Source organism: Streptomyces sp. NPDC006516, assembly GCF_040611875.1.
Taxonomy (GTDB): domain Bacteria; phylum Actinomycetota; class Actinomycetes; order Streptomycetales; family Streptomycetaceae; genus Streptomyces.
Window position 1 is genome coordinate 612,411 of sequence record NZ_JBEXPD010000002.1, and the last position, 25,169, is coordinate 637,579.

General features: G+C 71.5%; 22 protein-coding genes. 14 read left to right on the forward strand and 8 right to left on the reverse strand.

Annotation, left to right across the window (positions count from 1 at the left end):
* Window positions 1-98 precede the first annotated feature (98 nt).
* Together ABZY45_RS08995 and ABZY45_RS09000 are read left to right on the forward strand one after the other, a co-directional pair.
* Complete coding sequence (locus tag ABZY45_RS08995; RefSeq protein WP_356737623.1) at window positions 99-1,538, forward strand: NAD(P)H-quinone dehydrogenase; 1,440 nt, start codon at window positions 99-101, stop codon at window positions 1,536-1,538.
* A 122-nt stretch (window positions 1,539-1,660) separates the two neighbouring features.
* Entirely contained in the window at window positions 1,661-2,629 is a 969-nt protein-coding gene (locus tag ABZY45_RS09000) for a DeoR/GlpR family DNA-binding transcription regulator (RefSeq protein WP_356737625.1), read from the forward strand.
* Between the two features lie 70 nt (window positions 2,630-2,699).
* Here the strand turns inward: ABZY45_RS09000 and ABZY45_RS09005 are convergent, their stop codons facing one another.
* Entirely contained in the window at window positions 2,700-3,299 is a 600-nt protein-coding gene (locus ABZY45_RS09005; protein ID WP_356738750.1) for a helix-turn-helix domain-containing protein, read from the reverse strand.
* Window positions 3,300-3,394: 95 nt separating this feature from the next.
* Window positions 3,395-5,149 (reverse strand): biotin carboxylase N-terminal domain-containing protein, encoded by a 1,755-nt coding sequence (locus tag ABZY45_RS09010; protein ID WP_356737627.1) that lies wholly within the window; start codon window positions 5,147-5,149, stop codon window positions 3,395-3,397.
* A 397-nt stretch (window positions 5,150-5,546) separates the two neighbouring features.
* On the opposite strand from ABZY45_RS09010, the gene ABZY45_RS09015 reads away from it, so the two are divergent.
* Complete coding sequence (locus ABZY45_RS09015) at window positions 5,547-5,996, forward strand: hypothetical protein (protein WP_356737629.1); 450 nt, start codon at window positions 5,547-5,549, stop codon at window positions 5,994-5,996.
* Between the two features lie 45 nt (window positions 5,997-6,041).
* On the opposite strand, the gene ABZY45_RS09020 is transcribed toward ABZY45_RS09015, so the two are convergent.
* The 4 genes from ABZY45_RS09020 to ABZY45_RS09035 all read right to left on the reverse strand — a co-directional run bounded on the left by ABZY45_RS09020 (window position 6,042) and on the right by ABZY45_RS09035 (window position 8,678).
* Window positions 6,042-6,653 carry a nucleoside triphosphate pyrophosphatase gene (locus tag ABZY45_RS09020; protein WP_356737631.1) on the reverse strand — a complete coding sequence of 204 codons (612 nt, stop codon included), beginning with the start codon at window positions 6,651-6,653 and terminating at the stop codon, window positions 6,042-6,044.
* Window positions 6,654-6,673: 20 nt separating this feature from the next.
* The gene (locus ABZY45_RS09025; protein ID WP_356737633.1) at window positions 6,674-6,802 is read right to left on the reverse strand and encodes a hypothetical protein; all 129 of its coding nucleotides are present in this window, start codon (window positions 6,800-6,802) and stop codon (window positions 6,674-6,676) included.
* 73 nt (window positions 6,803-6,875) lie between these two features.
* A complete protein-coding gene (locus tag ABZY45_RS09030) occupies window positions 6,876-7,082 on the reverse strand; it encodes an acyl-CoA carboxylase epsilon subunit (protein WP_356737635.1) in 207 nt (68 codons plus the stop codon).
* Window positions 7,083-7,097: 15 nt separating this feature from the next.
* Window positions 7,098-8,678 (reverse strand): acyl-CoA carboxylase subunit beta, encoded by a 1,581-nt coding sequence (locus ABZY45_RS09035; RefSeq protein WP_356737637.1) that lies wholly within the window; start codon window positions 8,676-8,678, stop codon window positions 7,098-7,100.
* 180 nt (window positions 8,679-8,858) lie between these two features.
* On the opposite strand from ABZY45_RS09035, the gene ABZY45_RS09040 reads away from it, so the two are divergent.
* From ABZY45_RS09040 to hutH, 5 genes are all read left to right on the forward strand, one after another.
* Window positions 8,859-9,728 carry a biotin--[acetyl-CoA-carboxylase] ligase gene (locus tag ABZY45_RS09040; RefSeq protein ID WP_356737639.1) on the forward strand — a complete coding sequence of 290 codons (870 nt, stop codon included), beginning with the start codon at window positions 8,859-8,861 and terminating at the stop codon, window positions 9,726-9,728.
* Between the two features lie 154 nt (window positions 9,729-9,882).
* A complete protein-coding gene (locus ABZY45_RS09045; protein WP_356737641.1) occupies window positions 9,883-11,082 on the forward strand; it encodes an adenylate/guanylate cyclase domain-containing protein in 1,200 nt (399 codons plus the stop codon).
* Between the two features lie 117 nt (window positions 11,083-11,199).
* Window positions 11,200-12,012 carry an enoyl-CoA hydratase-related protein gene (locus ABZY45_RS09050; RefSeq protein ID WP_356737643.1) on the forward strand — a complete coding sequence of 271 codons (813 nt, stop codon included), beginning with the start codon at window positions 11,200-11,202 and terminating at the stop codon, window positions 12,010-12,012.
* Between the two features lie 64 nt (window positions 12,013-12,076).
* Window positions 12,077-13,243, forward strand: a complete 1,167-nt coding sequence (locus ABZY45_RS09055) for a GGDEF domain-containing protein (RefSeq protein ID WP_356737645.1) — start codon at window positions 12,077-12,079, stop codon at window positions 13,241-13,243.
* A 58-nt stretch (window positions 13,244-13,301) separates the two neighbouring features.
* A complete protein-coding gene (gene hutH / locus ABZY45_RS09060; protein ID WP_356737647.1) occupies window positions 13,302-14,852 on the forward strand; it encodes a histidine ammonia-lyase in 1,551 nt (516 codons plus the stop codon).
* Between the two features lie 59 nt (window positions 14,853-14,911).
* Here the strand turns inward: hutH and ABZY45_RS09065 are convergent, their stop codons facing one another.
* Window positions 14,912-15,232, reverse strand: a complete 321-nt coding sequence (locus tag ABZY45_RS09065; protein ID WP_356737649.1) for a hypothetical protein — start codon at window positions 15,230-15,232, stop codon at window positions 14,912-14,914.
* 108 nt (window positions 15,233-15,340) lie between these two features.
* Here ABZY45_RS09065 and ABZY45_RS09070 point away from each other — a divergent pair, with 108 nt between their 5' ends.
* The 5 genes from ABZY45_RS09070 to gdhA all read left to right on the forward strand — a co-directional run bounded on the left by ABZY45_RS09070 (window position 15,341) and on the right by gdhA (window position 21,192).
* Window positions 15,341-15,742 carry a hypothetical protein gene (locus tag ABZY45_RS09070; protein ID WP_356737651.1) on the forward strand — a complete coding sequence of 134 codons (402 nt, stop codon included), beginning with the start codon at window positions 15,341-15,343 and terminating at the stop codon, window positions 15,740-15,742.
* Between the two features lie 181 nt (window positions 15,743-15,923).
* Window positions 15,924-17,189 carry an Ig-like domain-containing protein gene (locus ABZY45_RS09075; RefSeq protein WP_356737653.1) on the forward strand — a complete coding sequence of 422 codons (1,266 nt, stop codon included), beginning with the start codon at window positions 15,924-15,926 and terminating at the stop codon, window positions 17,187-17,189.
* Between the two features lie 140 nt (window positions 17,190-17,329).
* Window positions 17,330-18,781, forward strand: coding sequence for an ABC transporter permease (locus ABZY45_RS09080; RefSeq protein ID WP_356737655.1), 1,452 nt, complete (start codon window positions 17,330-17,332; stop codon window positions 18,779-18,781).
* Between the two features lie 47 nt (window positions 18,782-18,828).
* Complete coding sequence (locus ABZY45_RS09085; protein ID WP_356737657.1) at window positions 18,829-19,512, forward strand: ABC transporter ATP-binding protein; 684 nt, start codon at window positions 18,829-18,831, stop codon at window positions 19,510-19,512.
* 294 nt (window positions 19,513-19,806) lie between these two features.
* Window positions 19,807-21,192 (forward strand): NADP-specific glutamate dehydrogenase, encoded by a 1,386-nt coding sequence (gdhA, locus tag ABZY45_RS09090; RefSeq protein WP_356737659.1) that lies wholly within the window; start codon window positions 19,807-19,809, stop codon window positions 21,190-21,192.
* A gap of 87 nt (window positions 21,193-21,279) precedes the next feature.
* Here the strand turns inward: gdhA and ABZY45_RS09095 are convergent, their stop codons facing one another.
* The gene (locus ABZY45_RS09095; protein WP_356737661.1) at window positions 21,280-23,439 is read right to left on the reverse strand and encodes a sigma-70 family RNA polymerase sigma factor; all 2,160 of its coding nucleotides are present in this window, start codon (window positions 23,437-23,439) and stop codon (window positions 21,280-21,282) included.
* Between the two features lie 290 nt (window positions 23,440-23,729).
* On the opposite strand from ABZY45_RS09095, the gene ABZY45_RS09100 reads away from it, so the two are divergent.
* Window positions 23,730-25,163: a pectinesterase family protein gene (locus tag ABZY45_RS09100; RefSeq protein WP_356737663.1), complete on the forward strand. Its 1,434-nt coding sequence runs from the start codon at window positions 23,730-23,732 to the stop codon at window positions 25,161-25,163.
* The last annotated feature ends 6 nt before the right edge of the window (window positions 25,164-25,169 follow it).

Below are 25,169 nucleotides of genomic sequence, written 5' to 3' on the forward strand. Positions count from 1 at the left end.
ACAATGAACTACGTACTGCATACGCCGGGGCGACCCCCCGGACCCCCGGCCGGGGCGGCAGACGGCCGTGGGATGACACCACGCGAGGCGGACTTTTCGTGACCCGGATCGTGATCATCGGCGGCGGCCCCGGCGGCTACGAGGCGGCACTGGTCGGCGCCCAGCTCGGCGCGGAGGTGACCGTCGTCGACTGCGACGGCCTCGGCGGCGCGTCGGTCCTCACCGACTGCGTGCCCTCCAAGACCCTGATCGCGACGGCCGAGGTGATGACCACCTTCGACTCCTCCTACGAGGAGCTCGGCATCATCGTCGCGGACGACACCCCGCACCTGGAGCAGGCGGCGCGGGTCGTCGGCGTCGACCTCGGCAAGGTCAACCGGCGTGTCAAGCGTCTCGCGCTCGCCCAGTCCCACGACATCACCGCCTCGGTCACCCGGGCCGGCGCCCGGGTCGTGCGCGGGCGGGGCAGGCTCGACGGGCTCCAGGCCGCCGACGGGTCCCGCCAGGTCGTGGTGACCGCCGCCGACGGAACCGAGGAGCGGCTCACCGCCGACGCGGTGCTGATAGCGACCGGTGGCCACCCGCGGGAGATCCCGGACGCCCAGCCCGACGGCGAGCGCATCCTGAACTGGACGCAGGTCTACGACCTGGACGAGCTCCCCGAGGAGCTCATCGTGGTCGGCTCCGGTGTGACCGGTGCCGAGTTCGCCGGCGCCTACCAGGCCCTCGGCTCGCGGGTGACGCTCGTCTCCTCCCGTGACCGCGTGCTGCCGGGTGAGGACCCGGACGCCGCCGCCGTCCTGGAGGACGTCTTCCGGCGCCGCGGCATGAACGTCATGGCCCGCTCACGCGCCCAGTCCGCCAAGCGCGTCGGCGACCGTGTCGAGGTGACGCTGGCGGACGGCCGCGTCATCTCCGGCACCCACTGCCTGATGGCGGTCGGCGCGATCCCGAACACCGCGGGCATGGGCCTGGAGGAGGCCGGGGTCCTGCTCAAGGAGTCCGGCCACATCCGCACCGACCGGGTCTCGCGCACCAGCGCCCCGGGGGTGTACGCGGCCGGTGACGTCACCGGGATCTTCGCCCTGGCCTCCGTGGCCGCGATGCAGGGCCGGATCGCGATGTACCACTTCCTCGGTGACGCCGTGGCGCCGCTGAACCTGAAGACCGTCTCCGCGAACGTCTTCACCGACCCCGAGATCGCCACCGTCGGTTACAGCCAGGCCGACGTCGACTCCGGCAAGATCGACGCCCGTGTCGTGAAGCTCCCGCTCCTGCGCAACCCGCGCGCCAAGATGCAGGGCATCCGGGACGGCTTCGTCAAGATCTTCTGCCGGCCCGGTACCGGCATCGTGGTCGGCGGCTGCGTCGTCGCGCCGCGTGCGAGTGAGCTGATCCACCCGATCTCGCTCGCCGTCGACAACAACCTGACGGTCGAGCAGATCGCCAACGCCTTCACCGTGTACCCGTCCCTCTCCGGCTCGATCGCCGAGGTGGCCCGGCAGTTGCACACCCGGAAGAGCGCGGGCGAGGCGTAACACGGACCGTTCCGACGACGAAGGGGCCCCCTATATCACCAGGGGGCCCCTTCCATGTACAACTTCTGTTATTCGGCGCAAACTGCTGAAAAGCAACCTACGGCCAGGTTACTGTCAGTTTCGTGTTCGCTGCAGAACGTCGTCAATTGATCCTCGAAATGGTGCGCGCCAACGGGGCGGTATCGCTCCGTGAGCTCGCCCGCGTCGTCCAGACCTCCGAAGTGACCGTACGGCGGGACGTGCGGGCACTGGAGGCAGAAGGACTCCTCGACCGCCGGCACGGCGGTGCGGTCTTGCCGGGCGGTTTTACGCGGGAGTCCGGCTTTCCGCAGAAATCCCATCTCTCGACCGCGGAGAAGACGGCCATCGCCGACCTGGCGGCGGGGCTGGTCGGTGAGGGCGAGGCCATCGTGGTCGGCGCCGGAACGACCACGCAGGAGCTGGCCCGCCGGCTCGCGCGGGTGCCCGGTCTGACCGTGGTCACCAACTCTCTCCTGGTCGCCCAGGCGTTGGCCCATGCCAACCGGGTGGAGGTGGTGATGACCGGAGGCACCCTGCGGGGGAGCAACTACGCGCTGGTCGGCAGTGGGGCAGAGCAGTCCCTCCAGGGGCTGCGGGTCTCCCGGGCGTTCATCTCCGGGAGCGGGCTGACCGCCGAGCGCGGGCTGTCCACGTCCAACATGCTCTCGGCGAGCGTGGACCGGGCGCTGGTGCAGGCGGCTGCGGAGGTCGTGGTCCTGGCGGACCACACGAAGCTCGGCTCCGACACCATGTTCCAGACCGTGCCCACGGAACTGATCACCCGTCTGGTGACGGACGAGCCACCTCCCCATGACGAGCGTGCGGCCACGGAACTCCAGGCCCTCGCCGACCAGGGCGTGGAGATCACCGTCGCGGGACCCGACCCGGAGTCCCAGGCAGGGGAGCCCCTGCCGCCAGGACGCCAGCCCCGGCAGGACATGCCGCTGCCGGGGCAGCGGCGCACCCAGGGCGGCCACGGCGGGCCCGGAGGGCTCGGCCCGCAGCTGCGGAGCGCGGCGGCGCTGGCGGACGGCCCGGTGGGACGCGTCGCGGATCTGCGGCGCCGGTAAGCGTCTCCCGTCCGGATCAGGCCGGACCGGAGACCGGGTCGGACGCGAAGCGTACGGGTGTTCTGGAGCCTCAGCCGCTGCCCGGTGCGGCCGGATCGGCCTTCAGGCCGCGCAGGGTCAGCCGGAGCAGGCGGTCGGCCAGAGCGGGGTCCGCCGGGGTCTGCTCGGCCGCCAGGGCGATCGCGTTCGTCAGTTGCAGCAGGTCGTCGACCGACACGTCCGCGCGCACCGAGCCGCTCGACTGTGCCCGGGCCAGCAGTCGTGCCCCCGCCTGACGGAGCGGCACGTGGCACGGCGTCAGGGCGGACGTCTCGTTGCCCGAAGCCGACATCAGCGCCTGCGCCAGGCCCCGGTACTCGCCGGCGTGGGTCACGATCGCGCCCAGCCACTCCACCAGGGCCGTGCACGGCCGCTCGGCCCGCTCCAGCTCTCTGGAGCGCGCGAGCAGCGCGGTCAGGGCCTCCTGGAACACCGCGTTCATGAGGGCCTCGCGGTTCGGGAAGTGCCGGTAGAGCGTGCCGATGCCGACGCCCGCCCGCCGTGCGACGTCCTCCAGCGAGGCATCCGTGCCGTGCTCCGCGAAGGACGCGCGCGCCTCTGTCAGCAGCCGGTCGTAGTTGCGGCGTGCGTCGGCGCGCATGGGCCGGGCCGCTGTCACTGCCGTGCTCATCGCCATCGCCCTGTCCTCCTGAAGTCCGCTTCGCGTCCCAGGATGCCACTGGGGGCCCGGCGGATGCCGGGCCCCCAGTGCGGAAGGACGTGCGATCAGTCCTTGATCTCGCAGATCACCGCGCCGGACGAGACCGACGTGCCGACCTCCGCGGACAGACCCTTCACCGTGCCGGAGCGGTGGGCGTTGAGGGGCTGCTCCATCTTCATCGCTTCGAGTACGACGACGAGGTCGCCCTCCTTGACCTCCTGGCCCTCCTCGACCGCGATCTTCACGATCGTGCCCTGCATCGGGGAGGAGAGGGTGTCACCGGAGGCGGCGGAACCCGCCTTCTTCGCCGCACGGCGCTTCGGCTTCGCACCGGCCGCCAGGCCCGTACGCGCCAGGCTCATGCCGAGCGAGGAGGGCAGCGAGACCTCCAGGCGCTTGCCGCCGACCTCGACGACGACGGTCTCGCGGCCGGACTCCTCGTCCGCCTCCTGATCCGCCGGCACCGTGAACGGCTTGATCTCGTTGACGAACTCCGTCTCGATCCACCGGGTGTGCACCCGGAAGGGGTCCGAGGTGAACGCCGGGTCGACCACGACCGCGCGGTGGAACGGGATGGCCGTGGCCATGCCCTCCACCTGGAACTCGGCCAGCGCACGCGCCGCGCGCTGGAGCGCCTGCTCACGGGTCGCGCCGGTCACGATCAGCTTGGCCAGCAGGGAGTCCCACGCCGGGCCGATGACCGAACCCGACTCGACGCCCGCGTCCAGCCGGACACCCGGACCGGTCGGCGGGGCGAAGGAGGTGACGGTGCCGGGGGCCGGCAGGAAGCCGCGGCCCGGGTCCTCGCCGTTGATCCGGAACTCGAACGAGTGGCCGCGCACGGCCGGGTCGCCGTAGCCGAGCTCCTCGCCGTCGGCGATGCGGAACATCTCGCGCACGAGGTCGAGGCCGGAGACCTCCTCGGTGACCGGGTGCTCGACCTGGAGACGGGTGTTGACCTCCAGGAAGGAGATCGTGCCGTCCACGCCGACCAGGAACTCGACCGTGCCGGCGCCGACGTAGCCGGCCTCCTTCAGGATCGCCTTCGACGCGGCGTACAGCTCCGCGTTCTGCTCGTCGGTCAGGAACGGCGCGGGCGCCTCCTCGACCAGCTTCTGGTGACGGCGCTGGAGCGAGCAGTCACGGGTGGACACGACGACCACGTTGCCGTGGGAGTCGGCCAGGCACTGGGTCTCCACGTGCCGCGGCTTGTCGAGGTAGCGCTCGACGAAGCACTCGCCCCGGCCGAACGCCGCGACGGCCTCGCGGACCGCGGAGTCGTACAGCTCCGGGATCTCCTCCAGCGTGCGGGCCACCTTCAGACCGCGACCGCCACCGCCGAAGGCGGCCTTGATCGCGATCGGCAGGCCGTTCTTCTCGGCGAACTCCACGACCTCGGCCGAGCCGCTCACCGGGTCCGGTGTGCCGGCCACCAGCGGGGCACCCGCGCGCTGCGCGATGTGACGGGCGGCCACCTTGTCGCCGAGGTCACGGATCGCCTGCGGGGGCGGGCCGATCCACGTGAGGCCGGCGTCCAGCACGGCCTGCGCGAACTCCGCGTTCTCCGAGAGGAAGCCGTAACCGGGGTGGATCGCGTCCGCCCCTGAATCCTTGGCGGCCTGGAGCACCTTGGCCATGTCCAGATAGCTGGCGGCCGGGGTGTCACCGCCCAGAGCGAACGCCTCGTCGGCCGCGCGCACATGCAGAGCATCCCGGTCCGGATCGGCGTAGACGGCTACGCTCGCGATTCCGGCATCCCGGCAAGCCCGAGCAACGCGGACAGCGATTTCGCCACGGTTGGCGATGAGCACCTTGCGCACGATGACTCCCTCCTTGAGAACAAGCTGAGTTTAGGGACTACCGACACGGCCGTACGACCCGTCCCCAGTAGTGAACTTGCCCACACGGAGTGTGATTCGAGGATTCCTCGAGTCGCAAAATCCCTTGTCGCACCACGGTACGCCGGGATCCTCAACCGCACAGTAGCCACGAAGTGTGGCCCAAGTCTCTGTCCGGACGGTCAACGCCGCGCGGCGTTTCTTTGTGGACTCCCTACGAACGGCCCAGGGAATCTTTGCCGCACGCCCGGGGGCGGCGCCATCCGCACCCGACCCCTTGTCCGAAGCATTACCCTCCCCCAAGCTCTTGAAGAGCAGGGGGGACCCCCACGTAGGGTCCGCGTCATCGCACGTACTACAGGTAACAGGGGGTGGCGCCGTGGTGCGCAGACCGGTGGCGTTCGTGACCGCGGTCGTTCTGTTCGTGGAGGCCGTGGGCATCGTGGTCGTCAACGGCGTCCTCGCGACGGTCGCCGGCAACCAGAGCATGTCGCTGGCCGGGATGGACCCCGACGCCATGGTCACCGGCACCTGGGTGATGGGCGGGGTCTCCGGTGTCCTGCTGGTCCTCTGCGGGCTGATACCCCTGCTGGCCGGGATACGCGACCGCGCCCCGGGCCGGTTCGGGAGGATCGCCCTCATCGCGTGCGCGGTGGTGCACGGCGTGCTGGGCGCCCTGGCGGTGGGGCTGATCGGCTGGACGGCCTTCGCGTTCCTGATGGCCGTCCTGGCGCTGATCGTGCTGACCCTGGTGATGTACGAGCGCGGTGAGCCGGAGGCCGGCAGGACCGGCAGGGCCGGAACCGAAGGGGCTCCGGCCCCGGTGTGACCGGGCCTGAGGCCGGGCCGCCTTCAGCTTCCTGCAGAAGGCCGGTCAGACCCACAAGTCGGTGACGGAGAAGCCCAGTTCCCCCAGGAGCCGGCGCAGCAGCGGCAGCGAGAGCCCGATGACGTTCCCGTGGCTGCCCTCGATCGCCTCGACGAACGGCGCCGAGCGGCCGTCCAGGGTGAACGCGCCGGCGACGTGGAGGGGCTCGCCCGAGGCGACGTAGGCCGCCACCTCGGCGTCGGTGGGCTCGCCGAACCTGACGACGGTGGACGCGGTCTCGGACGCCGTGCGGCCGGTCGCGGTGTCGATCACGCTGTGTCCCGTCCGCAGGACCCCCGATCGGCCGCGCATGGACTTCCAGCGGGCAGTGGCCTCCTCGGCGTCGGCGGGCTTGCCGAGCGCCTCGCCGTCCAGCTCCAGCACCGAGTCGCACCCGATGACGAGCGCCCCCGCGGCCTCGGGTCGGGCCGCCACAGCGGCGGCCTTGGCCTCGGCCAGGACGAGCGCCAGCTCGGCCGGGGTCGGTGCGGTGAGCGCGTCCTCGTCGACACCGCTGACGATCACCTCGGGGGCGAAACCGGCCTGGCGCAGGAGGCCGAGGCGGGCGGGGGACGCGGAGGCGAGCACGAGGCGGCGCTGATCAGTCATACCGGCCATCGTAGGCGGGGCCGGGCGCCTCAGCGGATGCCCAGGACGAACATCGCCACGACCATGGCGAGCGCGAGCAGCAACCCCGCGCGCCGCAGCATGTCCTGGGCGTCACGCAGTTCCTTGGGCGGCTTGTTCTCGGGGTCGGACCACAGCATGCATCCGATGGTGCTCCGGAGGCGGCTGCGGCGCCTGAGTACGCGTACTCAAGCGCCGCTCACCTGCCGCGCCTCAGGACGGCCAGTACGTCCGCGCCCAGGAGCGGGGACCCGGACGCAGCGCGCCCCGGCGGGCGATCCGCCCCGGGTCCGACCACTCCTCGGGGGGCAGCGGGGCCCCCGACGGCACGACGGCCACCGCGGCGGCGCGCGCCCGGACCACGGCGAGGGCGGCGGCCAGCTCCTCCGGGGTCGGATTGCCCCGTACGACCTTGATCATGGTGACTCCCGGTGGCTAGAGGGGGATGTTGCCGTGCTTCTTGGGCGGCAGCGACTCGCGCTTCGTGCGGAGCTGGCGCAGGCCCTTCACGAGGTGCGCCCGGGTGTCGGACGGCATGATCACCGCGTCGACGTAACCGCGCTCGGCCGCGACGTACGGGTTGAGCAGCGCGTCCTCGTAATCGGCCATCAGCTCGGCGCGGGTGGCGTCCGGATCGTCGGCGGCGGCGATGGTGCGGCGGTGCAGGATGTTCACCGCGCCCTGCGCGCCCATGACCGCGATCTGCGCGGTCGGCCAGGCGAGGTTCAGGTCGGCGCCCAGGTGCTTGGACCCCATGACGTCGTACGCGCCGCCGAAGGCCTTGCGGGTGATCACGGTGATCAGCGGGACGGTCGCCTCGGCGTACGCGTAGATCAGCTTGGCGCCCCGGCGGATGATGCCGCCGTACTCCTGGTCGACACCGGGCAGGAAGCCGGGCACGTCGACGAAGGTGAGGACCGGCACGTTGAAGGCGTCGCATGTGCGGACGAAGCGTGCGGCCTTCTCGCTCGCGTCGATGTCCAGACAGCCGGCGAACTGCATCGGCTGGTTGGCGACGACGCCGACCGGGTAGCCCTCGACGCGCCCGAAGCCCGTGATGATGTTCGGTGCGAACAGGGCCTGGGTCTCCAGGAACTCCCCGTCGTCGAGCACGTGCTCGATCGCGGTGTGCATGTCGTACGGCTGGTTCGCCGAGTCCGGGATGAGGGTGTCGAGCTCGCGGTCCTCGTCCGTGGTCTCCAGATCGGCCTCCTCCGGGAAGGCCGGGGCCTCCGAGAGGTTGTTCGACGGGAGGTAGGAGAGCAGGGACTTGACGTACTCGATGGCGTCCTTCTCGTCGCCCGCCATGTGGTGGGCCACGCCGGACGTGGTGTTGTGCGTGCGGGCGCCGCCCAGCTCCTCGAAACCGACGTCCTCACCGGTGACCGTCTTGATGACGTCGGGCCCGGTGATGAACATGTGCGAGGTCTGGTCGACCATCACCGTGAAGTCGGTGATCGCGGGGGAGTAGACGGCTCCGCCGGCGCACGGACCGACGATCAGGGAGATCTGCGGAATCACGCCCGACGCGTGCACGTTGCGGCGGAAGATCTCGGCGAACAGGCCGAGCGCGGCCACACCCTCCTGGATGCGGGCGCCGCCGCCGTCGTTGATGCCGATGACAGGGCAGCCGGTCTTCATCGCGAAGTCCATGACCTTGACGATCTTCTCGCCGTAGACCTCGCCCAGCGAGCCGCCGAAGATCGTGAAGTCCTGCGAGTACACGCACACGGGACGGCCGTCGACCGTGCCGTAGCCGGTGACGACACCGTCCCCGTACGGGCGGTTCTTCTCGATGCCGAAATTGGTGGACCGGTGCCGCGCGAACTCGTCGAGTTCCACGAAGGAACCCTCGTCGAGCAGGAGCTCGACGCGCTCACGGGCGGTCAACTTGCCCTTTGCGTGCTGCTTTTCCACGGCACGGGCGGAACCTGCGTGTGTGGCCTCGTCAATACGGCGCTGCAGGTCCGCGATCTTTCCCGCGGTCGTGTGGATGTCGCTCTGCGGCTCGGACATCGGGTGGCGGCTCCCTGCCTTGTCACGGGGACGGCTGGTACATCCGGTACATCAAGTGACGCGCTGGACCGGTATGGGCTCGACGGCTACCTGCTCGTCGGCTTCTTGCTACTGATCCGTAGCGTATCGGCGCGGATACGGTTCGGCAGTGCGTCGTTGGCCACACCTAATGTGGGTTGCATGACACCTCCCGATGCGCCGCACAACCGCTGGTCGGACCTCGACAGGCCCCCTCTCGACGTCGCGGCTCTCCGCCGCGGGCTGCTGAAGCCCGACGGGCTGTGGAGCTCCCTCGACGTCGTCGAGGCGACCGGCTCCACCAACTCCGACCTCGCTGCGCGGGCGGCCGGCGGAGGGCTGGCGGAGGGCACGGTGCTGGTCGCCGAGGAGCAGACCGCGGGTCGCGGACGCCTCGACCGGAGCTGGTCGGCGCCGCCCCGGTCCGGTCTTTTCTTCTCCGTCCACCTGACCCCCGGGCACGTGCCCGCCGAGCGGTGGGGCTGGCTGCCGCTGCTCGCCGGAGTCGCGGCGGCCACGGCCCTCGCGCAGTCCGCCGGTGTCGACATGGCACTGAAATGGCCCAACGACCTCCTGGTGACGATCGCCGGTGAGGAACGCAAGACCGGCGGCATCCTCGCCGAGCGGGCGGGAGAGGGCGTGGTCATCGGCATCGGCCTCAACGTCTCGCTGCGTGCGGCCGAGCTGCCCGCCCCGCACGCCGGTTCCCTGGGGCTCGCGGGAGCCGTCTCCACCGACCGCGACACGCTCCTGCGGGCCGTCCTGCGTTCACTCGAACAGTGGTACGGGCAGTGGCGTGACGCGGACGGCGACGCTGCCGGGTGCGGCCTCCAGGCGGCCTACGCCGCGGGCTGCGCCACGCTCGACCGGACGGTGCGCGCGGAACTGCCCGGCGACCGCTCCGTCGTCGGCGAGGCCGTCGCGATCGACGGCGACGGGCGGCTCGTGCTGGCCACGGCCGACGGGCTCCAGGAGCCGGTGTCGGCCGGCGACATCGTGCACCTGCGGGGAGAGGCGGGCGGACTAACCTGATCCGGGGCCTCCCCCACATATGGGTGATGTCACGTATGACGGACAGGGAACCGCGTCACCGAGGACGTGAGCCAGGGCACACCTGCCGTATCGTTGAGGCGATCCAGCGACAGATCGGCAGGGCAGTGCGCAGGGAACGGGCAGGAGGCGGCCGGTGACCGTCGACGACACCAACTCCGACGACGGCGCGGATGCCTCGTCGGGGCCGTCGGTCCACTCGACACCGCATCACGAGGTCGACCACACGGCCGAACCGACCGACGACCCTCTCGCGATCCGGCTGGAAGCCCTGATCCTGGGGGCCGACCGCCGCTACACGCCGTTCCAGTCGGCCCGGGCCGCCGGGGTGTCCATGGACCTGGCCTCCCGGTTCTGGCGGGCGATGGGGTTCGCCGACATCGGGCAGGCCAAGGCGCTCACCGAGGCCGACGTGCTGGCGCTGCGCCGCCTCGCCGGCCTCGTGGAGGCCGGCCTGCTCAGCGAGCCGATGGCGATCCAGGTGGCCCGGTCCACCGGGCAGACCACCGCCCGGCTCGCGGAATGGCAGATCGACTCCTTCCTGGAGGGGCTGACCGAGCCTCCCGAGCCCGGCATGACCCGCACCGAGGTCACGTACCCCCTGATCGAACTGCTCCTGCCGGAGCTCCAGGAATTCCTGGTGTACGTGTGGCGACGGCAGCTGGCGGCGGCCACCGGCCGGGTCGTGCAGGCGGCGGACGACGAGGAGATGGTCGACCGGCGGCTCGCGGTGGGTTTCGCCGACCTCGTCGGCTTCACCCGGCTGACCCGCCGGCTGGAGGAGGAGGAGCTCGGCGAGCTCGTCGAGTCCTTCGAGACGACCTCCGCCGACCTGGTCGCCGCCCACGGCGGGCGGCTCATCAAGACCCTGGGCGACGAGGTCCTCTTCGCCGCGGACGACGCGGGCACGGCCGGTGAGATAGCGCTCCGGCTGGTCGAGGCGATGGCCCAGGACTCCACGATGCCCGCGCTGCGGGTGGGCATCGCCTTCGGCACGGTCACCACGCGCATGGGTGACGTGTTCGGTACGACGGTGAACCTGGCCAGCAGGCTCACGTCGATAGCGCCCAAGGACGCGGTGCTGGTCGACGGCGCCTTCGCCGAGGAGCTGATCCGGCACGGCGACGCCCCCGCCTCCGAGGCGCAGGCGGCCGAGGAGGCAGCGGCGGCCGCGGAGCGTGCGCGGCTGGCCGAGAAGGAGGGCCGGCCGCCGGTCGAGGAGCCACCGCTGCCGACGTACCGCTTCGGGCTTCAGCCGATGTGGCAGCGGCCGGTGCGCGGGCTGGGCGTGGTGGAGCCGTGGCTCCTGGCCCGCCGGGGCAAGCCCGCCACCTGACCGAGCCGGTGCAGGACCGAGGCCTGATCGGGCGCTGCCGGACCGCGGCACTGTCCCGGTGGCCCGCCCGCGCCTAGGATCCCCCGGGTAACGCTCGTTAACCGGAGGGGTGCAGTCATGGGTGTCGCGTCCGAGCAGAGGTTCGGGGAGTTCGTCGTCGTGAGGCGTCACGAGGGCCAGGAGCACGTGGCCGAGCTGGTGCTCGACCGCCCGAAGGCGATGAACGCCGTGAGTACCGCCATGGCCCGGGCCCTCGCCGACGCGTGCGACGCGCTCGCCGCCGACCGGGGTGTGCGGGCGACGGTGATCACCTCCAGCCATGAGCGGGCCTTCTGTGTCGGCGCGGACCTCAAGGAGCGCAACGCCTTCAGCGACGCGGAGCTCGTCCGGCAGCGGCCCACCGCACGGGCCGCGTACACGGGCGTGCTGGAGCTGCCGATGCCCACGGTCGCCGCGGTGCACGGATTCGCCCTCGGCGGTGGCTTCGAGCTGGCGCTGGCCTGCGACGTGATCGTGGCCGACCGTACGGCGGTGGTCGGGCTCCCCGAGGTGTCCGTCGGGGTCATCCCGGGCGGTGGCGGTACGCAGCTGCTGCCCCGCCGGGTCGGCGCGGCGCGCGCGGCCGAGCTGGTCTTCACCGCCCGCCGTGTGGAGGCGGCCGAGGCGCGTGAGCTGGGCCTGGTCGACGAGCTGGTCGAGGCCGGCGGGGACCGGGACGCGGCTCTGGCCCTGGCGGGCCGGATCGCGGCCAACTCGCCTGTGGGGCTCCGGGCGGCCAAGAGGGCCCTGCGGCTGGGGCAGGGGCTGGACCTGCGGGCCGGTCTGGAGGTGGAGGACGCGGCCTGGAGGTCGGTGGCCTTCTCCGGGGACCGGGCCGAGGGTGTGGCCGCGTTCAACGAGAAGCGGACGCCCAGCTGGCCCGGCGAGTGACGGCCTGAAGATCATCAGCGCCGCCGACTGATCACATTCCGTCGAACCTACCTAAGCTGGGGCAATGGGCGGTGATGATGCACGGCTGCGCGCCGTGGTGGCGCTGGCGCAGGCGATGGCGGCGGCCTACACCCCGCACGAGTCCTGGCGCGCCGCGGCGGCAGGGGCGTGCGAGGCGCTCGGCGGCAGCTTCGCCGCCCTCTCCGTGTGGGAGCGGGAGCAGGGCAGGCTGCGCGTGCTGGTGAACGCGGGCGAGCGGGCCGAGGGGGAGGAGGAGTTCCCCGAGGGTGAGGCCTACCCCGTGCACCAGTTCCCCGAGATCACCGAGTTCCTGCACGAGCGCTGGGCGGGCGGCGGTGAGCCCGACGCCTGGGTGGAGACCGCCGACGGTATTCCGGCCCCGGGGGCGCCCGCCCGGGGTGCCCGGCCGTTCTGTCATCAGCGGGTGGCCGCGCTCCGCAGGCGCGGACGGGGCTGCTGCGTGGTGGCGCCGATCGTGCTGCACGGCAGGGCGTGGGGCGAGCTGTACGTCGCCCGCCCCGTCGGCGCCCCGGTGTTCGACCGGGACGACGCGGACTTCGCCACCGTGCTGGCGGCCGTCGTCGCGGCGGGCATCGCGCAGACCGAGCGGCTGGAGGAGGTGCGCAAGCTGGCCTTCACCGACCCGCTGACGGGCCTCGCGAACCGCAGGGCGGTCGACATCCGGCTCGACGAGGCACTGGAGGCGCACCGCGCCGAAGGGGCCGTGGTCAGCCTGGCCGTCTGCGATCTGAACGGCCTGAAGGCGGTCAACGACACGCACGGCCATGCCGTCGGCGACCGGCTGCTGGAACGTTTCGGCTCCGTGCTCTCGCTCTGCGGCGCCATGCTGCCCGGCGCCCTGTCCGCGCGCCTCGGCGGGGACGAGTTCTGTCTGCTGACCGTGGGGCCCTCCGCGGACGACGTCGTGCGGGTGTCCGAGGAGCTCTGCGCCCGGGCGGTCGCCCTGGAACTCGGTGACGGCGTCGCCTGCGGGGTCGCGTCCACGGGTGACGACATCGGGCCGGTCCAGTCCGCGCGCAGACTCTTCCGGCTGGCGGACGCCGCGCAGTACCAGGCGAAGGCGGCGCACTCCAGGAAGCCGGTGGTCGCGGGGCGCGACGGCGACGTGATCCGGCTCGCCGACTCCCCGCCGCGACCGGCCCACGACCGCCGGCGGTTGCGCGGCAACCCGCCGGGCGGAGATCGGTAAGGGTCCAGGCCCGGGACCACTGGTGACATGGCGGGTTTCAGTCCGTAGGCTTCTGAATATGGATATGCATACAGTCGTGGTGGGGACGTCCGGTACCACCGCCGAGGACGTCATCGCCGTGGCCCGGGAGGGCGCCCGGGTCGAGCTCTCGGCAGCCGCCGTCGAGGCGCTCTCCGCCGCGCGGGAGATCGTCGACGCCCTCGCCGCCAAGCCCGAGCCGGTCTACGGGGTCTCCACCGGCTTCGGCGCCCTGGCCAGCCGGCACATCAGCCCCGGGCTGCGGGCCCAGTTGCAGCGCAACATCGTCCGCTCGCACGCCGCGGGCATGGGTCCGCACGTCGAGCGCGAGGTCGTCCGGGCGCTGATGTTCCTGCGGCTGAAGACGCTCGCCTCCGGCCACACAGGCGTACGCCCGGAGGTCGCGCAGACCATGGCCGACGTGCTCAACGCGGGCATCACGCCCGTCGTCCACGAATACGGCTCGCTCGGCTGCTCTGGCGACCTCGCCCCGCTCTCGCACTGCGCGCTGACCCTCATGGGGGAGGGGGACGCGGAGGGCCCCGACGGCGTCGTGCGCCCCGCCGCCGAGCTCCTGGCCGCGCACGGCATCGCGCCCGTCGAACTGCGCGAGAAGGAGGGGCTGGCGCTCCTCAACGGCACCGACGGCATGCTCGGGATGCTCGTCATGGCCCTCGCGGACCTGAAGGACCTCTACACCAGCGCCGACATCACCGCCGCGCTCTCCCTGGAGGCGCTGCTCGGCACGGACCGGGTCCTCGCCCCGGAGCTGCACGCCATCCGCCCGCACCCCGGTCAGGGTGTCTCCGCCGGCAACATGCTGCGGGTGCTCGCCGGGTCCGGCCTCACCGGCCACCACCAGGACGACGCCCCCCGCGTCCAGGACGCCTACTCCGTGCGCTGCGCGCCCCAGGTCAACGGCGCCGGGCGCGACACCCTCGCGCACGGGCGGCTCGTCGCGGACCGCGAACTGGCCTCGGCGGTCGACAACCCGGTCGTCCTGAGGGACGGCCGCGTGGAGTCCAACGGCAACTTCCACGGCGCGCCGGTCGCGTACGTCCTCGACTTCCTGGCGATCGCCGCCGCCGACCTCGGGTCCATCACCGAGCGCCGCACCGACCGGCTCCTGGACAAGAACCGCTCGCACGGGCTGCCGCCGTTCCTCGCCGACGACGCCGGGGTCGACTCCGGGCTGATGATCGCCCAGTACACCCAGGCCGCGCTGGTCAGCGAGATGAAGCGGCTCGCGGTCCCGGCCTCCGTCGACTCGATCCCGTCCTCCGCGATGCAGGAGGACCACGTCTCCATGGGCTGGTCGGCCGCGCGCAAGCTCCGTACCGCCGTCACCGCCCTCGCCCGGATCGTGGCCGTCGAGCTGTACGCGGCCACCCGCGCCGTGGAGCTGCGGGCCGCCGAGGGGCTGACGCCGGGGCCCGCGTCGCTCGCCGTCATCGAGGCGCTGCGGGCGGCCGGTGTCCAGGGGCCCGGGCCGGACCGCTTCCTCTCCCCGGACCTGGAGGCGGCCGACGCCTTCGTACGGGAGGGAAAGCTCATCGCGGCGGTGGAGCAGGTGACCGGCCCGCTGGACTGAGGCCCCGCGCACACGGAAGGGCTGCCGCGTCCGGGGGGACGCGACAGCCCTTCCGCCGCTCAGAAACCGGTGCCCGGTACGGTGCCCCGGCGCATCGAGAACGCGACGAACCCCGCACCGACGCAGAGCGAGACCGTGCCGCCGACGAGGTACGGCGTCGTGTCGAAGCCCGCCCCGGTGTCGGCGAGCCTCTCGCCCGAGGTGAACTCCCGTGTGGCGGAGGCCTGTCGGGCCTGGTCGGTCGTACCGGCGGCCGTGCCGGTGGAACTGCTCTGCGGGGCCCTTCCGTCGGTCGCCTTCGCGGAGGGGACGAACCAGAGAGCGCAGAGCAGGGTGCCTGCCGCTGTGGTGGTCAGCAGCGTGCGACGAGCGATGGACACAGAATCGATCCCCTTGCGACAGCCATCAGTTAGCCCCCCGGGCCGATGCTAAGCAAAGCAGCGGGTCGGTGGAAACCCACAGGTCCCGGGGGCCTTACGCTCCGGCCTATGAGCACTTCGGAGACACCCTCATTTGTTCGGCTTCGCGTGGAGATGGTGCTGGAGATCAGCGACGCGGACGCCCTGACCGGAACCGCACTGGAAAGCATCGCCGCCGACTTCACCGCCGACGGAGCCTCCGCCGACGAGTCGGCCGAGGAACGCACGCATGCCGAGGAGACCGTCAGGGAAGACGGAGCGGAGGCCCTCGCCTCGCTGATCGACCCGTTCGACCTGATCAGCCAGGTGCCCGGCGTCGAGCTCGCCCAGGCCTCCTGGAGCAGCGAGACCATCGACTACGACCCCGACGCCGAGGACTGGGCAGCCGGAGAGGACGGCGACGAGGAGTACTACGGGATCGAGGACAATGAGACCGACGACGAAGAAGGCGGCGGGAAAGCGGAACGCTGACGCCCTTGGGGCCCTCCTCAGGGGTGACGGGAACCGGCGCGCCCGTGGGTGCGTCGATCAGTGGTGTTCCCCACATCCACGCCGGATGTGGAACGGAACACCCGGTCAGGGTGTTCTTGGAACATTGACGGGGAATCGCCGTCGGGCGACCCTGTCCGGGGATCTTGGGGAATCGGCAACGATGGAGAAGCGTGTGATGACGGACAGCAAGCGGCGCAGGGGCCTTATGGCCGCGTCCGCACTGCTCGGCGGCGTTCTGGTGCTTTCGGCCTGCAGCGACGACGGCGGTACGAACGCGGGCGCGAGTGCCGACAGCTCGAAGACGTCACAGGCGCAGGTGGACGAAGCGGCCGCCAAGGACGCCTCGCAGGCGCAGATAACGATCGCGCCGAAGAACGGTGCCACCAACGCGAGCATCAACAACGCCGCCATCGTCACCGTCGCCAAGGGCAAGCTGACCGAGGTCACCATGACCACGTCGGCCGGTGACGCCGTCGAGGGCACCCTGGCCGCCGACGGTTCCAGCTGGAAGCCCAGCGGCCAGCTGGAGCGTTCGACGACGTACAGGATCAGCGCCACCGCCGCCGACTCGGACGGCCGTGAGGCGCACGCCAACAGCTCCTTCACCACGGTCTCGCCCGAGAACAGCTTCATCGGGAACTTCACCCCCGAGGACGGTTCCACCGTCGGCGTGGGCATGCCCGTCTCGATCAACTTCAACAAGGCGATCACGAACAAGCAGGCCGTCCAGGACGGCATCACCGTGACGTCGAGCAGCGGTCAGGAAGTCGTCGGCCACTGGTTCAACAACCAGCGCTTCGACCTGCGCCCCGAGGACTACTGGCAGGGCGGCTCCACCGTCACGCTGAAGCTGGCGCTGGACGGCGTCGAGGGCGCCGACGGCGTCGTGGGTGTGCAGCAGAAGACGGTCACCTTCAAGATCGGCCGCAACCAGGTCTCGACCGTGGACGCCAAGGCGCACACCATGACCGTCACCCGTGACGGCAAGACGGTCAAGACCATCCCGATCTCCGCCGGATCCTCCGAGAACCCGACGTACAACGGCCAGATGGTGATCTCCGAGAAGTTCAAGGAGACCCGCATGGACGGTGCGACCGTCGGCTTCACGGACGACGACGGCAAGGGGGAGTACGACATCAAGGACGTGCCGCACGCCATGCGGCTGTCCACGTCGGGCACCTTCATCCACGGCAACTACTGGGGCGCCAAGTCGATCTTCGGCAGCGCGAACACCAGCCACGGCTGTGTCGGCCTCTCCGACACCAAGGGCGCGGACGACCCCAACACCCCCGCCGCCTGGCTGTACGACAACTCCATGATCGGCGACGTGGTCATCGTCAAGAACTCCCCGGACAAGACCATCGCCCCGGACAACGGCCTCAACGGCTGGAACATGAGCTGGTCGGAGTGGACGGCCGGCTCCTGATCCCGTAGCCGGTCCCCCTCCCCGCCCGAAGGCGGCGGCACCCGTACGACCCGGGTGCCGCCGCCTTCCGCGTACGCGTTCTCATACGGCTCTCATCGGGCACTCAACTCCTCATCACGCCCGGTCCATATGTTCGCGCCATGTTCTTCACCTACCTCCGGCGCGAGTTGCGCCGCCGCAGAAAGGCGGCGCTCGTCGTCGCCTCGGGGCTCGCCCTCGGTATTGCGCTGGTCATCATCGTCAGCTCCGTCTCCTCGGGCATGAGCAAGGCCCAGGACAAGGTCCTCCAGTCGCTGTACGGCCTGGGCACCGACATGACGGTGACCAAGGCCGCGGCAGCCCAGGGCTCCGGCGGCAACGAGCGGCCCCGCTTCGAGTTCGACGCCCAGGACGACGAGGACGAGACCCAGAGCACCGACCGGGTCATGGTCCAGGGCTTCCAGACGCTGGCGTCCAGCACCGTCGGCGAGGTCGGCGAGCAGGCCGGTGTCGCGGACGCGGTCGGCGGGCTCAGTCTGACCGTCATGAAGGTCGACGGGCAGTTCACCCGCGGCGAGTTCAAGCAGGACGAGAGCGCCGGTCAGGGCGGCGGACCCGGCGGCGGCCAGCCGCAGGGTGAGGTCCGCGGCGGCGGCGCGTCCTTCGACGTCAACTCCTTCACCGTGTACGGCACCGACGTCACCCGGCAGGGCCTCGGCCCGCTGACCTCCTCCAAGATCACCAAGGGCCGTACGTTCAAGGCCTCCGAGACCGACGCGAAGGTGGCGGTCGTCGACTCGGCCTACGCCGAGGAGAAGGAACTCGCGGTCGGCGAGACCGTCACCATCTCCGGCACGAAGTACACGATCGTGGGCGTCTCCACCGCCGACAGCGGTGACGCCGCGGCCAACGTGTACGTCCCGCTCAAGCAGGCGCAGACCCTGGCCGACTCCAAGGACAAGATCACCACGGTCTACGTCCAGGCCGCCGACTCGCAGCAGATCGACACCGTCAAGGCCGCCATCCAGAAGAACATCTCCGGCACGACGGTCACCACCTCCGCCGATCTCGCCGACACGGTCTCCGGCTCGCTCTCCACCGCCTCCGACCTGGCGTCGAGCGTCGGCAAGTGGCTCTCCATCGCCGTCCTGGTCGCCGCGTTCCTCGTCGCCGGCCTGCTCACCTCCTCCGCGGTCAGCCGCCGGGTCCGGGAGTTCGGCACCCTCAAGGCCCTCGGCTGGAAGAGCGGACGCGTCACCCGCCAGGTCGTCGGCGAGGCCCTCGTCAACGGGCTGATGGGCGGCGTCCTCGGCATCGCCATCGGTCTCGCGGGCGCCTACGCCGTGACCGCCATCAGCCCCACCCTCACCGCCCAGCTCGGCTCCACGGGCGGCGGAGGCGGCGGTACGGGCGGCGGCCCGATGGGCGGAGGCGGCCCCGGCCGCCAGACCGCGGCCAAGACCCTCGACATCGCCCTGACCGCGCCGGTCTCCCTCAGCACGATCCTCGTCGCCGTCGGCCTGGCGGTCGCGGGCGGACTGATCGCGGGAGCCTTCGGCGGCTGGCGGGCCTCCCGGCTGCGGCCGGCCGACGCCCTGCGCCGCGTCGCCTGACACACGCCCCGCCCCCTCCCCTCCGTACGTACAGCAGGAGTCCACACGTGTACCAGCTCAAGGGCGTCACCAAGCGCTACATGCGCGGCAAGACCCCCGTCGACGCGCTCGCGGGCGTCGACCTGACCATCGAGGACGGCGGACGCCTCGTCATCCAGGGCCCCACCGGCGGGGGCAAGTCCACGCTCCTGCAGATGCTCGGCGGACTGGACCGGCCCACCGCGGGCACCATCGAGCTCGACGGTGTCGACCTGGCCACGCTCCCCGAGTCCCGGCTCACCAAGGTCCGGGCCGAGTCCATCGGATTCGTCTTCCAGAGCTTCAACCTGATCCCGACGCTCACCGCGCAGGAGAACGTCGAGACGGCGCTCGTCCCGCTCGGCATCGGTGCGAAGGCCCGCCGGGAGCGTGCCGCCGAAGCCCTGGAGTCGGTCGGCCTCGGTGACCGGCCCACCCATCTGCCCAGCGAGATGTCCGGCGGCCAGCAGCAGCGCGTCGCGATCGCCAGGGCACTGGTGAAGCGGCCGAAGGTGCTGCTCGCCGACGAACCGACCGGCAACCTCGACGAGTCCATGCGCGACGAGATCATGGAACTCCTGGACGGGCTGTGGAAGGAGCACGGCCTCACCTTCGTGATGGTCACTCACGACAGCTCACTCGCCCGCAAGGCCCCGAGGGTGGCGACCATCCGCAAGGGCAAGGTCACCGTCACGGAGAACGCGGCGGCCTGAACCACGGCGGCGCGGACCTCACGGCCTTCCCTCCCCGGCTGTGAGGTTCGCCACCCGGGCGCCCCCGCCGCGCGGGGCGGTGAGGCCCGCCCACCCCGGCGGGAGCGGGCGAACGGGCGCGTGGATCCCCACGGACGTGGTGAACAAGCGCGTCCACTGCGCGGATGTCGCCCGCACCGTCCGGGGCCGTGCTGGGAGACTTGCCGGGTGCAACGGTCCGCACGGACCGGGTGGCGCCTCCGGGGACAGGGAGCGCCGAAGGGCACGATCCCACCCACGGAAGGTCTTGATCAGATGCCGGCCAGGTCCGACTCCCTCTCCCTCACCCCGAACACCGCCGCGAGCCGGGTCATCGAGCCGCTCTACGCCGAGATCCTGCGGCGCAACCAGGGCGAGGGCGAATTCCATCAGGCGGTGCGCGAGGTCCTCGAAACCCTCGGCCCCGTGCTGGCCCAGCGGCCGGAGTTCGTGGACGCCCGGATCATCGAGCGGATCTGCGAGCCCGAGCGCCAGCTCATCTTCCGGGTGCCGTGGGCGGACGACGCCGGCGACATCCACGTCAACCGTGGCTTCCGCGTCGAGTTCTCCAGCTCGCTCGGCCCCTACAAGGGCGGGCTGCGCTTCCACCCCTCGGTCAACCTCGGCATCGTGAAGTTCCTCGGCTTCGAGCAGATCTTCAAGAACGCCCTCACCGGCATGCCGATCGGCGGCGGCAAGGGCGGGGCCGACTTCGACCCCAAGGGCCGCTCCGACGCCGAGGTCATGCGCTTCTGCCAGTCGTTCATGACGGAACTCCACCGCCACCTGGGCGAGTACACCGACGTGCCCGCCGGTGACATCGGCGTCGGCGGCCGGGAGATCGGCTACCTCTTCGGCCAGTACAAGCGGATCACCAACCGCTACGAGTCCGGCGTGCTCACCGGCAAGGGGCTGGGCTGGGGCGGAGCCCAGGCGCGTACCGAGGCGACCGGATACGGCTGCGTGCTCTTCACCGCCGAGATGCTGCGCGTGCGCGGCGAGTCGCTCGACGGCCAGCGCGTCGCCGTGTCGGGCTCCGGCAACGTGGCCATCTACGCGATCGAGAAGGCCCAGCAGCTCGGCGCGACCGTCGTGACCTGCTCCGACTCGGGCGGTTACGTCGTGGACGAGAAGGGCATCGACCTCGCCCTGCTCAAGGAGATCAAGGAGACCGGCCGCGGCCGGATCTCCGAGTACGCCGAGCGCCGCGGCGACCATGTGCGCCATGTCGCCGGCACCGGTGTCTGGAACGTCCCGGTGGACGTGGCCCTGCCCTGCGCCACCCAGAACGAACTCCACGAGGCCGACGCGCTCAGCCTCGTACGCAACGGGGTGAAGGCCGTCGCCGAGGGCGCCAACATGCCCACCACCCCCGCGGCCGTCCATGTCCTCCAGGAGGCCGGCGTGGCCTTCGCGCCCGGCAAGGCGGCCAACGCGGGCGGCGTCGCCACCAGCGCCCTGGAGATGCAGCAGAACGCGTCCCGCGACTCCTGGACCTTCGCCCACACCGAGGAGCGGCTCGCGCAGATCATGCGCCACATCCACGACTCCTGCCACACGACCGCCGAGAAGTACGGCAGCCCCGGCAACTACGTGGTGGGCGCGAACATCGCGGGCTTCGAGATCGTCGCCGACGCGATGCTGGCGCAGGGTCTGATCTGACCTCCTGCGCTCGTCGCCGTCCGGTCCTGCCCCGCCGTCCGCCCCCTCCCGCTGCCTTCCGACCCGGCCCGCGCCCGCCGACGCGGGTCAGGACGCGGCGGCGGGGGTCATCCGGGCGCCCGGCGCGGAGCCGGACGGGGTGAGGAAGGCGGTACGGGGCAACGTCGCGTCGGCCGGACGCGCGCCCTCGGCGGTGGACGGGTCGGTGGTGGCGAACATCGACGCGCCACCGCCGTCGCCGTCCCAGGTGTTGCCGTCGGACCGGGAGGACTCGGCGAGCACGGTGTCCGGCCCGTCGCCGCTGTCGACCGCCGCGTTGGAGCTCAGCACGGCGGCGGCGGTGGGCAGATGGAAGTTCGTGCCGTTGCGGAAGGCGGTGTTGCGGGTGAGGCGGACCGCGCCCGGATTTCCCTCGTCGTTGAAGCCGTGCCCGGTGTTGTCCCAGGCCGCGTCGTCGACGAGCACATGGGCGACGGAGGCCGAGGTGTGGCCGCCGCCGAGGGTGAACCCGTTGCCGTTGCGGTAGGACCAGGTGGCGCGCACCGTCACCGGGCTGGTGAAACCGCCCAGGTCGATCCCGTCGGCCCCGTTGCCGTACGCGCGGCAGCCGCTCACCGTGTTCCCGCCGCCCGAACCGAACTTGACCGCGAGGCCGACTCCGCCCGCCCGGCCGGGGCCGTTGGCATAGAAGTCGCTGTCCAGCACGGTGTTGTTCTCGGTGCCCGCGTCCCGCAGGGTGAGCCCGGACTCGGCGTTGTCGTGGAGGGACAGACCGCGGAAGACGGTGTTCCGGCAGCCTCGGCAGACGTAGGCGTGGCTTGCCGAGCCCCGGATCTCCAGGCCCTGCACCGTCCAGTTGTCGGCCTCCTGCGTGACCGCCCAGGAGGAGGCCGGCAGCCCTGCGGCGTCGATGACGGGCCGCTCGCCCCGGTAGTTGCTGAGGGTGATGCGCCGTTCCGGTGTGCCGTCGGTCGTGAGGGAGACCCCCTCGGAGGGCCGGTAGGTCCCGCCGCGCAGCGCGATCGTCTGGCCGGGGCGGACGACGGACGCCGCCTTGGCCAGCGTGGCGAAGGGGCGGGCCCGGCTGCCGTCCCCGGCGTCCGAACCGTCGGGCGCGAGGTAGATGTCGGCGCTGGTCACCCCTATCGCCGTGCCCGTACGGCGCTCGGCGCGCGCCGTCGGGGCGGCGGACGGCGACGCCGATGCCGTGGCGGTGGGCTTCCGGGAGGGCTCTGCGGGGGCGGTGACCGCCGGCTGAGCGGGGCGGCTCACGGCGGGGGTTGCCGCACGCGGAGAGGGGGCGGGGGAGTGCCACACGGGATAGGTCAGAGCCCCGGCCGCCACGAGCGCCGCGGCCGACGCCGCGACGGACTTGGCCGTGAGGTGGTGCAGCAGGTCGTGGACCCGGCCGGTGGCCGTCTGCCCGAGCAGGGAGGCCGCCTCCGCGGTGTGGCGTACCCCCTCCGCCAGCCCTCCGGGCACCGGCAGCAGACCGAGCCCCGGCAGCAGCTTCTCCGGGGCGACCAGACCGGTCCCCTGCGCCCCGCACTGCGGGCAGTCGCGTACATGGCGGGTGAGCCGCTTGCGCCAGAGCGCGCCCGTGCCCCCGTCCCAGCCGTGCGTGGCATCGGCCAGTCCGGGACAGCGGGGTGTGGCGGCCAGAGCGCGGACCACCGTACGGGCGTCCTCCAGCCGCAGCTTCATGCGCCGTACCCGTACGGCGGTGTGCCGGGCGTTCAGGCCGATGGCGTGGGCGACGTCGGCACGGGCGATGCGGCCCGCCTCCTCCTCCCACCACAGGGCCAGCAGCCGCCGGTCGTCCTCGTCCAGCCACCGGGCCGCGAGGGCCAGGTCCCGGCGCTGGCCCGACAGTTCGAGCTCGGCCACGGTGCGTTCGGCGAAGTCGGTGAGCGGGTCCGCGACGTTCTCCACCTCGTGCCCGTGGAAGCGGTCGCGGGCCGCGCGCCGCTGGTACTGCTGCACCTCCCGGTAGGCGATGGCCACCGCCCACGAACGGAACCGCTCCGGCTCGCGCAGTGAGGGGAGCGCGCGGACGATCCGCAGCATGACCTCCTGCACGAGATCGTCCACATCCGCGTGACCGTTGAGGGCTCGCCCGACGATTCCGTATACCAACGGCAGGTGCGCGGCGAGGAGTTCCTCCAAGGCCCGTGTGTCGCCCCTCCGGGCGTCACCGACCAGCCCCGGCGTGTCGCGCACCGCTCGGCCGGTCCCGCTGTCCGTCATCCCGCCACGGCTCCTCACTCGCTTCGGGGCCGGTCACCGGGGTCACTGCTGACGTGGACCTCCCGACCCGGGGCCCAGAGGCAGGCATCGTGGCACAAGGGCCGGGGCCCGTAAAGAAGTTGTCCCTTCCACCACATCCGCCACCCGCGGCGCACCCGCCCCGCCGGCCCCGGATCCCCGTCGCGGAAAAGTTTCTGCGGGATTTCTGTCATCCACACCCGCCCCACGCATCTACCTGGGCACTGCGGCTCACAACACCGCACCGTCCGGCCCATCCGAAGGAGCGAACGATGACCGAGAAACCGAACAGAGGGCGGCGCGCGCCGGCCGTCGCGATCGTGCTGGGGGGTGTCCTGGCCGGTGGGCTGGCTGCTCCGGCAGGGGCTGCGACGCTGCCCTCGGCGGGGGGTGTCTATCAGTTGGCGGTGAAGAAGAGCGGGAAGTGCGTCGACGTCCCCGGGGCGTCGTCGGCGAACGGTGCGTTGTTGCAGCAGTGGGGTTGTACGGAGGGTGCGGCGTGGCAGCAGTTCACGTTGACGGCTGACGGGTCGGGGAAGTACCGGCTGGTCAACCGGAGCAGTGGTAAGTGCGTGGATGTGCCCGGTGGTTCGAGGGTGAGCGGGGTGCAGCTCCAGCAGTGGGGGTGTGCGGCGCAGGCGAATCAGCAGTGGACCTTGACGGCGAGCGGGACGGACACGTTCCAGGTCGTCAGCGTGAACAGCGGTCTGTGCATGAGTCTCAAGGACGCCTCGACGGCCAGTGGTGCCGCGATCATCCAGGAGACGTGCACCGCCAACAGCAACAAGCAGTGGGCCTTCAAGCCCGTCGGGACCACCGGTCCGGCCACCGTCGCCGCCGACGGCACCGGCACCTACCGGACCGTGCAGGCAGCGGTGAACGCCGTCGGCAGCGGGAACGCGAGCCGCGTCACCATCACCGTCAAGCCCGGCACCTACCGTGAGCAGGTCACCGTCCCGGCCGACAAACCCTTCATCAGCCTGAAGGGCCTCGGCGACTCACCGGACGACGTCGTGATCGTCAACAACCGCAACGCGGGCGACTACGGCACCGCGGGCTCCTCCACCGTCGTCGCCCTGGGCCACGACTTCGTCGCCACCAACCTCACGCTGTCCAACGACTTCGACGAGAACACCTCCGACACCGGGGACCAGGCCCTCGCCCTCTACCTCGACGCGGACAGGGCGGTCCTCGACGACGTACGGCTCCTCGGCGACCAGGACACCTTCCTGGTCAACAACAAGGCGCGCGCCTACATCGTGGACTCGTACGTCGAAGGCACCGTGGACTTCGTCTACGGCGGCGGGACCGCCGTCTTCCACGCCTGCACGATCCACGAGAAGCGCAGCACCGGCGGCCCGATCACCGCGGCCAGCACCCCCGCCGAGAAGACGTACGGCTTCCTCTTCTACCGGTCGACGATCACGGGAGCGGTTTCGAACACGACCCAGCTCGGGCGCCCGTGGCGTGCGGACGCCCAGGTGCTGTACCGCGAGTCGTCGCTCTCCTCGGCGCTGGCCACCGCTCAGCCGTGGACGGACATGTCCACCAACTCCTGGAAGAACGCCAGGTTCTCCGAGTACCGCAACACCGGCGCCGGAGCCACCGTCAACGGCAACCGCCCGCAGCTGACGGACGCGCAGGCCGCTGACTACACCCCGCAGAAGTACCTGGCCGGATCGGACCGCTGGAACCCCGTGCGCTGACCCGGC

Coding starts and splice junctions, on each gene's coding strand:
- ABZY45_RS09005 (WP_356738750.1), bottom strand. CDS start 3,299: ATGAGCACGGCAGTGACAGCGGCCCGGCCCATGCGCGCCGACGCACGC.
- ABZY45_RS09020 (WP_356737631.1), bottom strand. CDS start 6,653: ATGGCCGGTATGACTGATCAGCGCCGCCTCGTGCTCGCCTCCGCGTCC.
- ABZY45_RS09025 (WP_356737633.1), bottom strand. CDS start 6,802: ATGCTGTGGTCCGACCCCGAGAACAAGCCGCCCAAGGAACTGCGTGAC.
- ABZY45_RS09030 (WP_356737635.1), bottom strand. CDS start 7,082: ATGATCAAGGTCGTACGGGGCAATCCGACCCCGGAGGAGCTGGCCGCC.
- ABZY45_RS09035 (WP_356737637.1), bottom strand. CDS start 8,678: ATGTCCGAGCCGCAGAGCGACATCCACACGACCGCGGGAAAGATCGCG.
- ABZY45_RS09040 (WP_356737639.1), top strand. CDS start 8,859: ATGACACCTCCCGATGCGCCGCACAACCGCTGGTCGGACCTCGACAGG.
- ABZY45_RS09050 (WP_356737643.1), top strand. CDS start 11,200: ATGGGTGTCGCGTCCGAGCAGAGGTTCGGGGAGTTCGTCGTCGTGAGG.
- ABZY45_RS09055 (WP_356737645.1), top strand. CDS start 12,077: ATGGGCGGTGATGATGCACGGCTGCGCGCCGTGGTGGCGCTGGCGCAG.
- hutH (WP_356737647.1), top strand. CDS start 13,302: ATGGATATGCATACAGTCGTGGTGGGGACGTCCGGTACCACCGCCGAG.
- ABZY45_RS09070 (WP_356737651.1), top strand. CDS start 15,341: ATGAGCACTTCGGAGACACCCTCATTTGTTCGGCTTCGCGTGGAGATG.
- ABZY45_RS09075 (WP_356737653.1), top strand. CDS start 15,924: ATGGAGAAGCGTGTGATGACGGACAGCAAGCGGCGCAGGGGCCTTATG.
- ABZY45_RS09080 (WP_356737655.1), top strand. CDS start 17,330: ATGTTCTTCACCTACCTCCGGCGCGAGTTGCGCCGCCGCAGAAAGGCG.
- gdhA (WP_356737659.1), top strand. CDS start 19,807: ATGCCGGCCAGGTCCGACTCCCTCTCCCTCACCCCGAACACCGCCGCG.
- ABZY45_RS09095 (WP_356737661.1), bottom strand. CDS start 23,439: ATGACGGACAGCGGGACCGGCCGAGCGGTGCGCGACACGCCGGGGCTG.
- ABZY45_RS09100 (WP_356737663.1), top strand. CDS start 23,730: ATGACCGAGAAACCGAACAGAGGGCGGCGCGCGCCGGCCGTCGCGATC.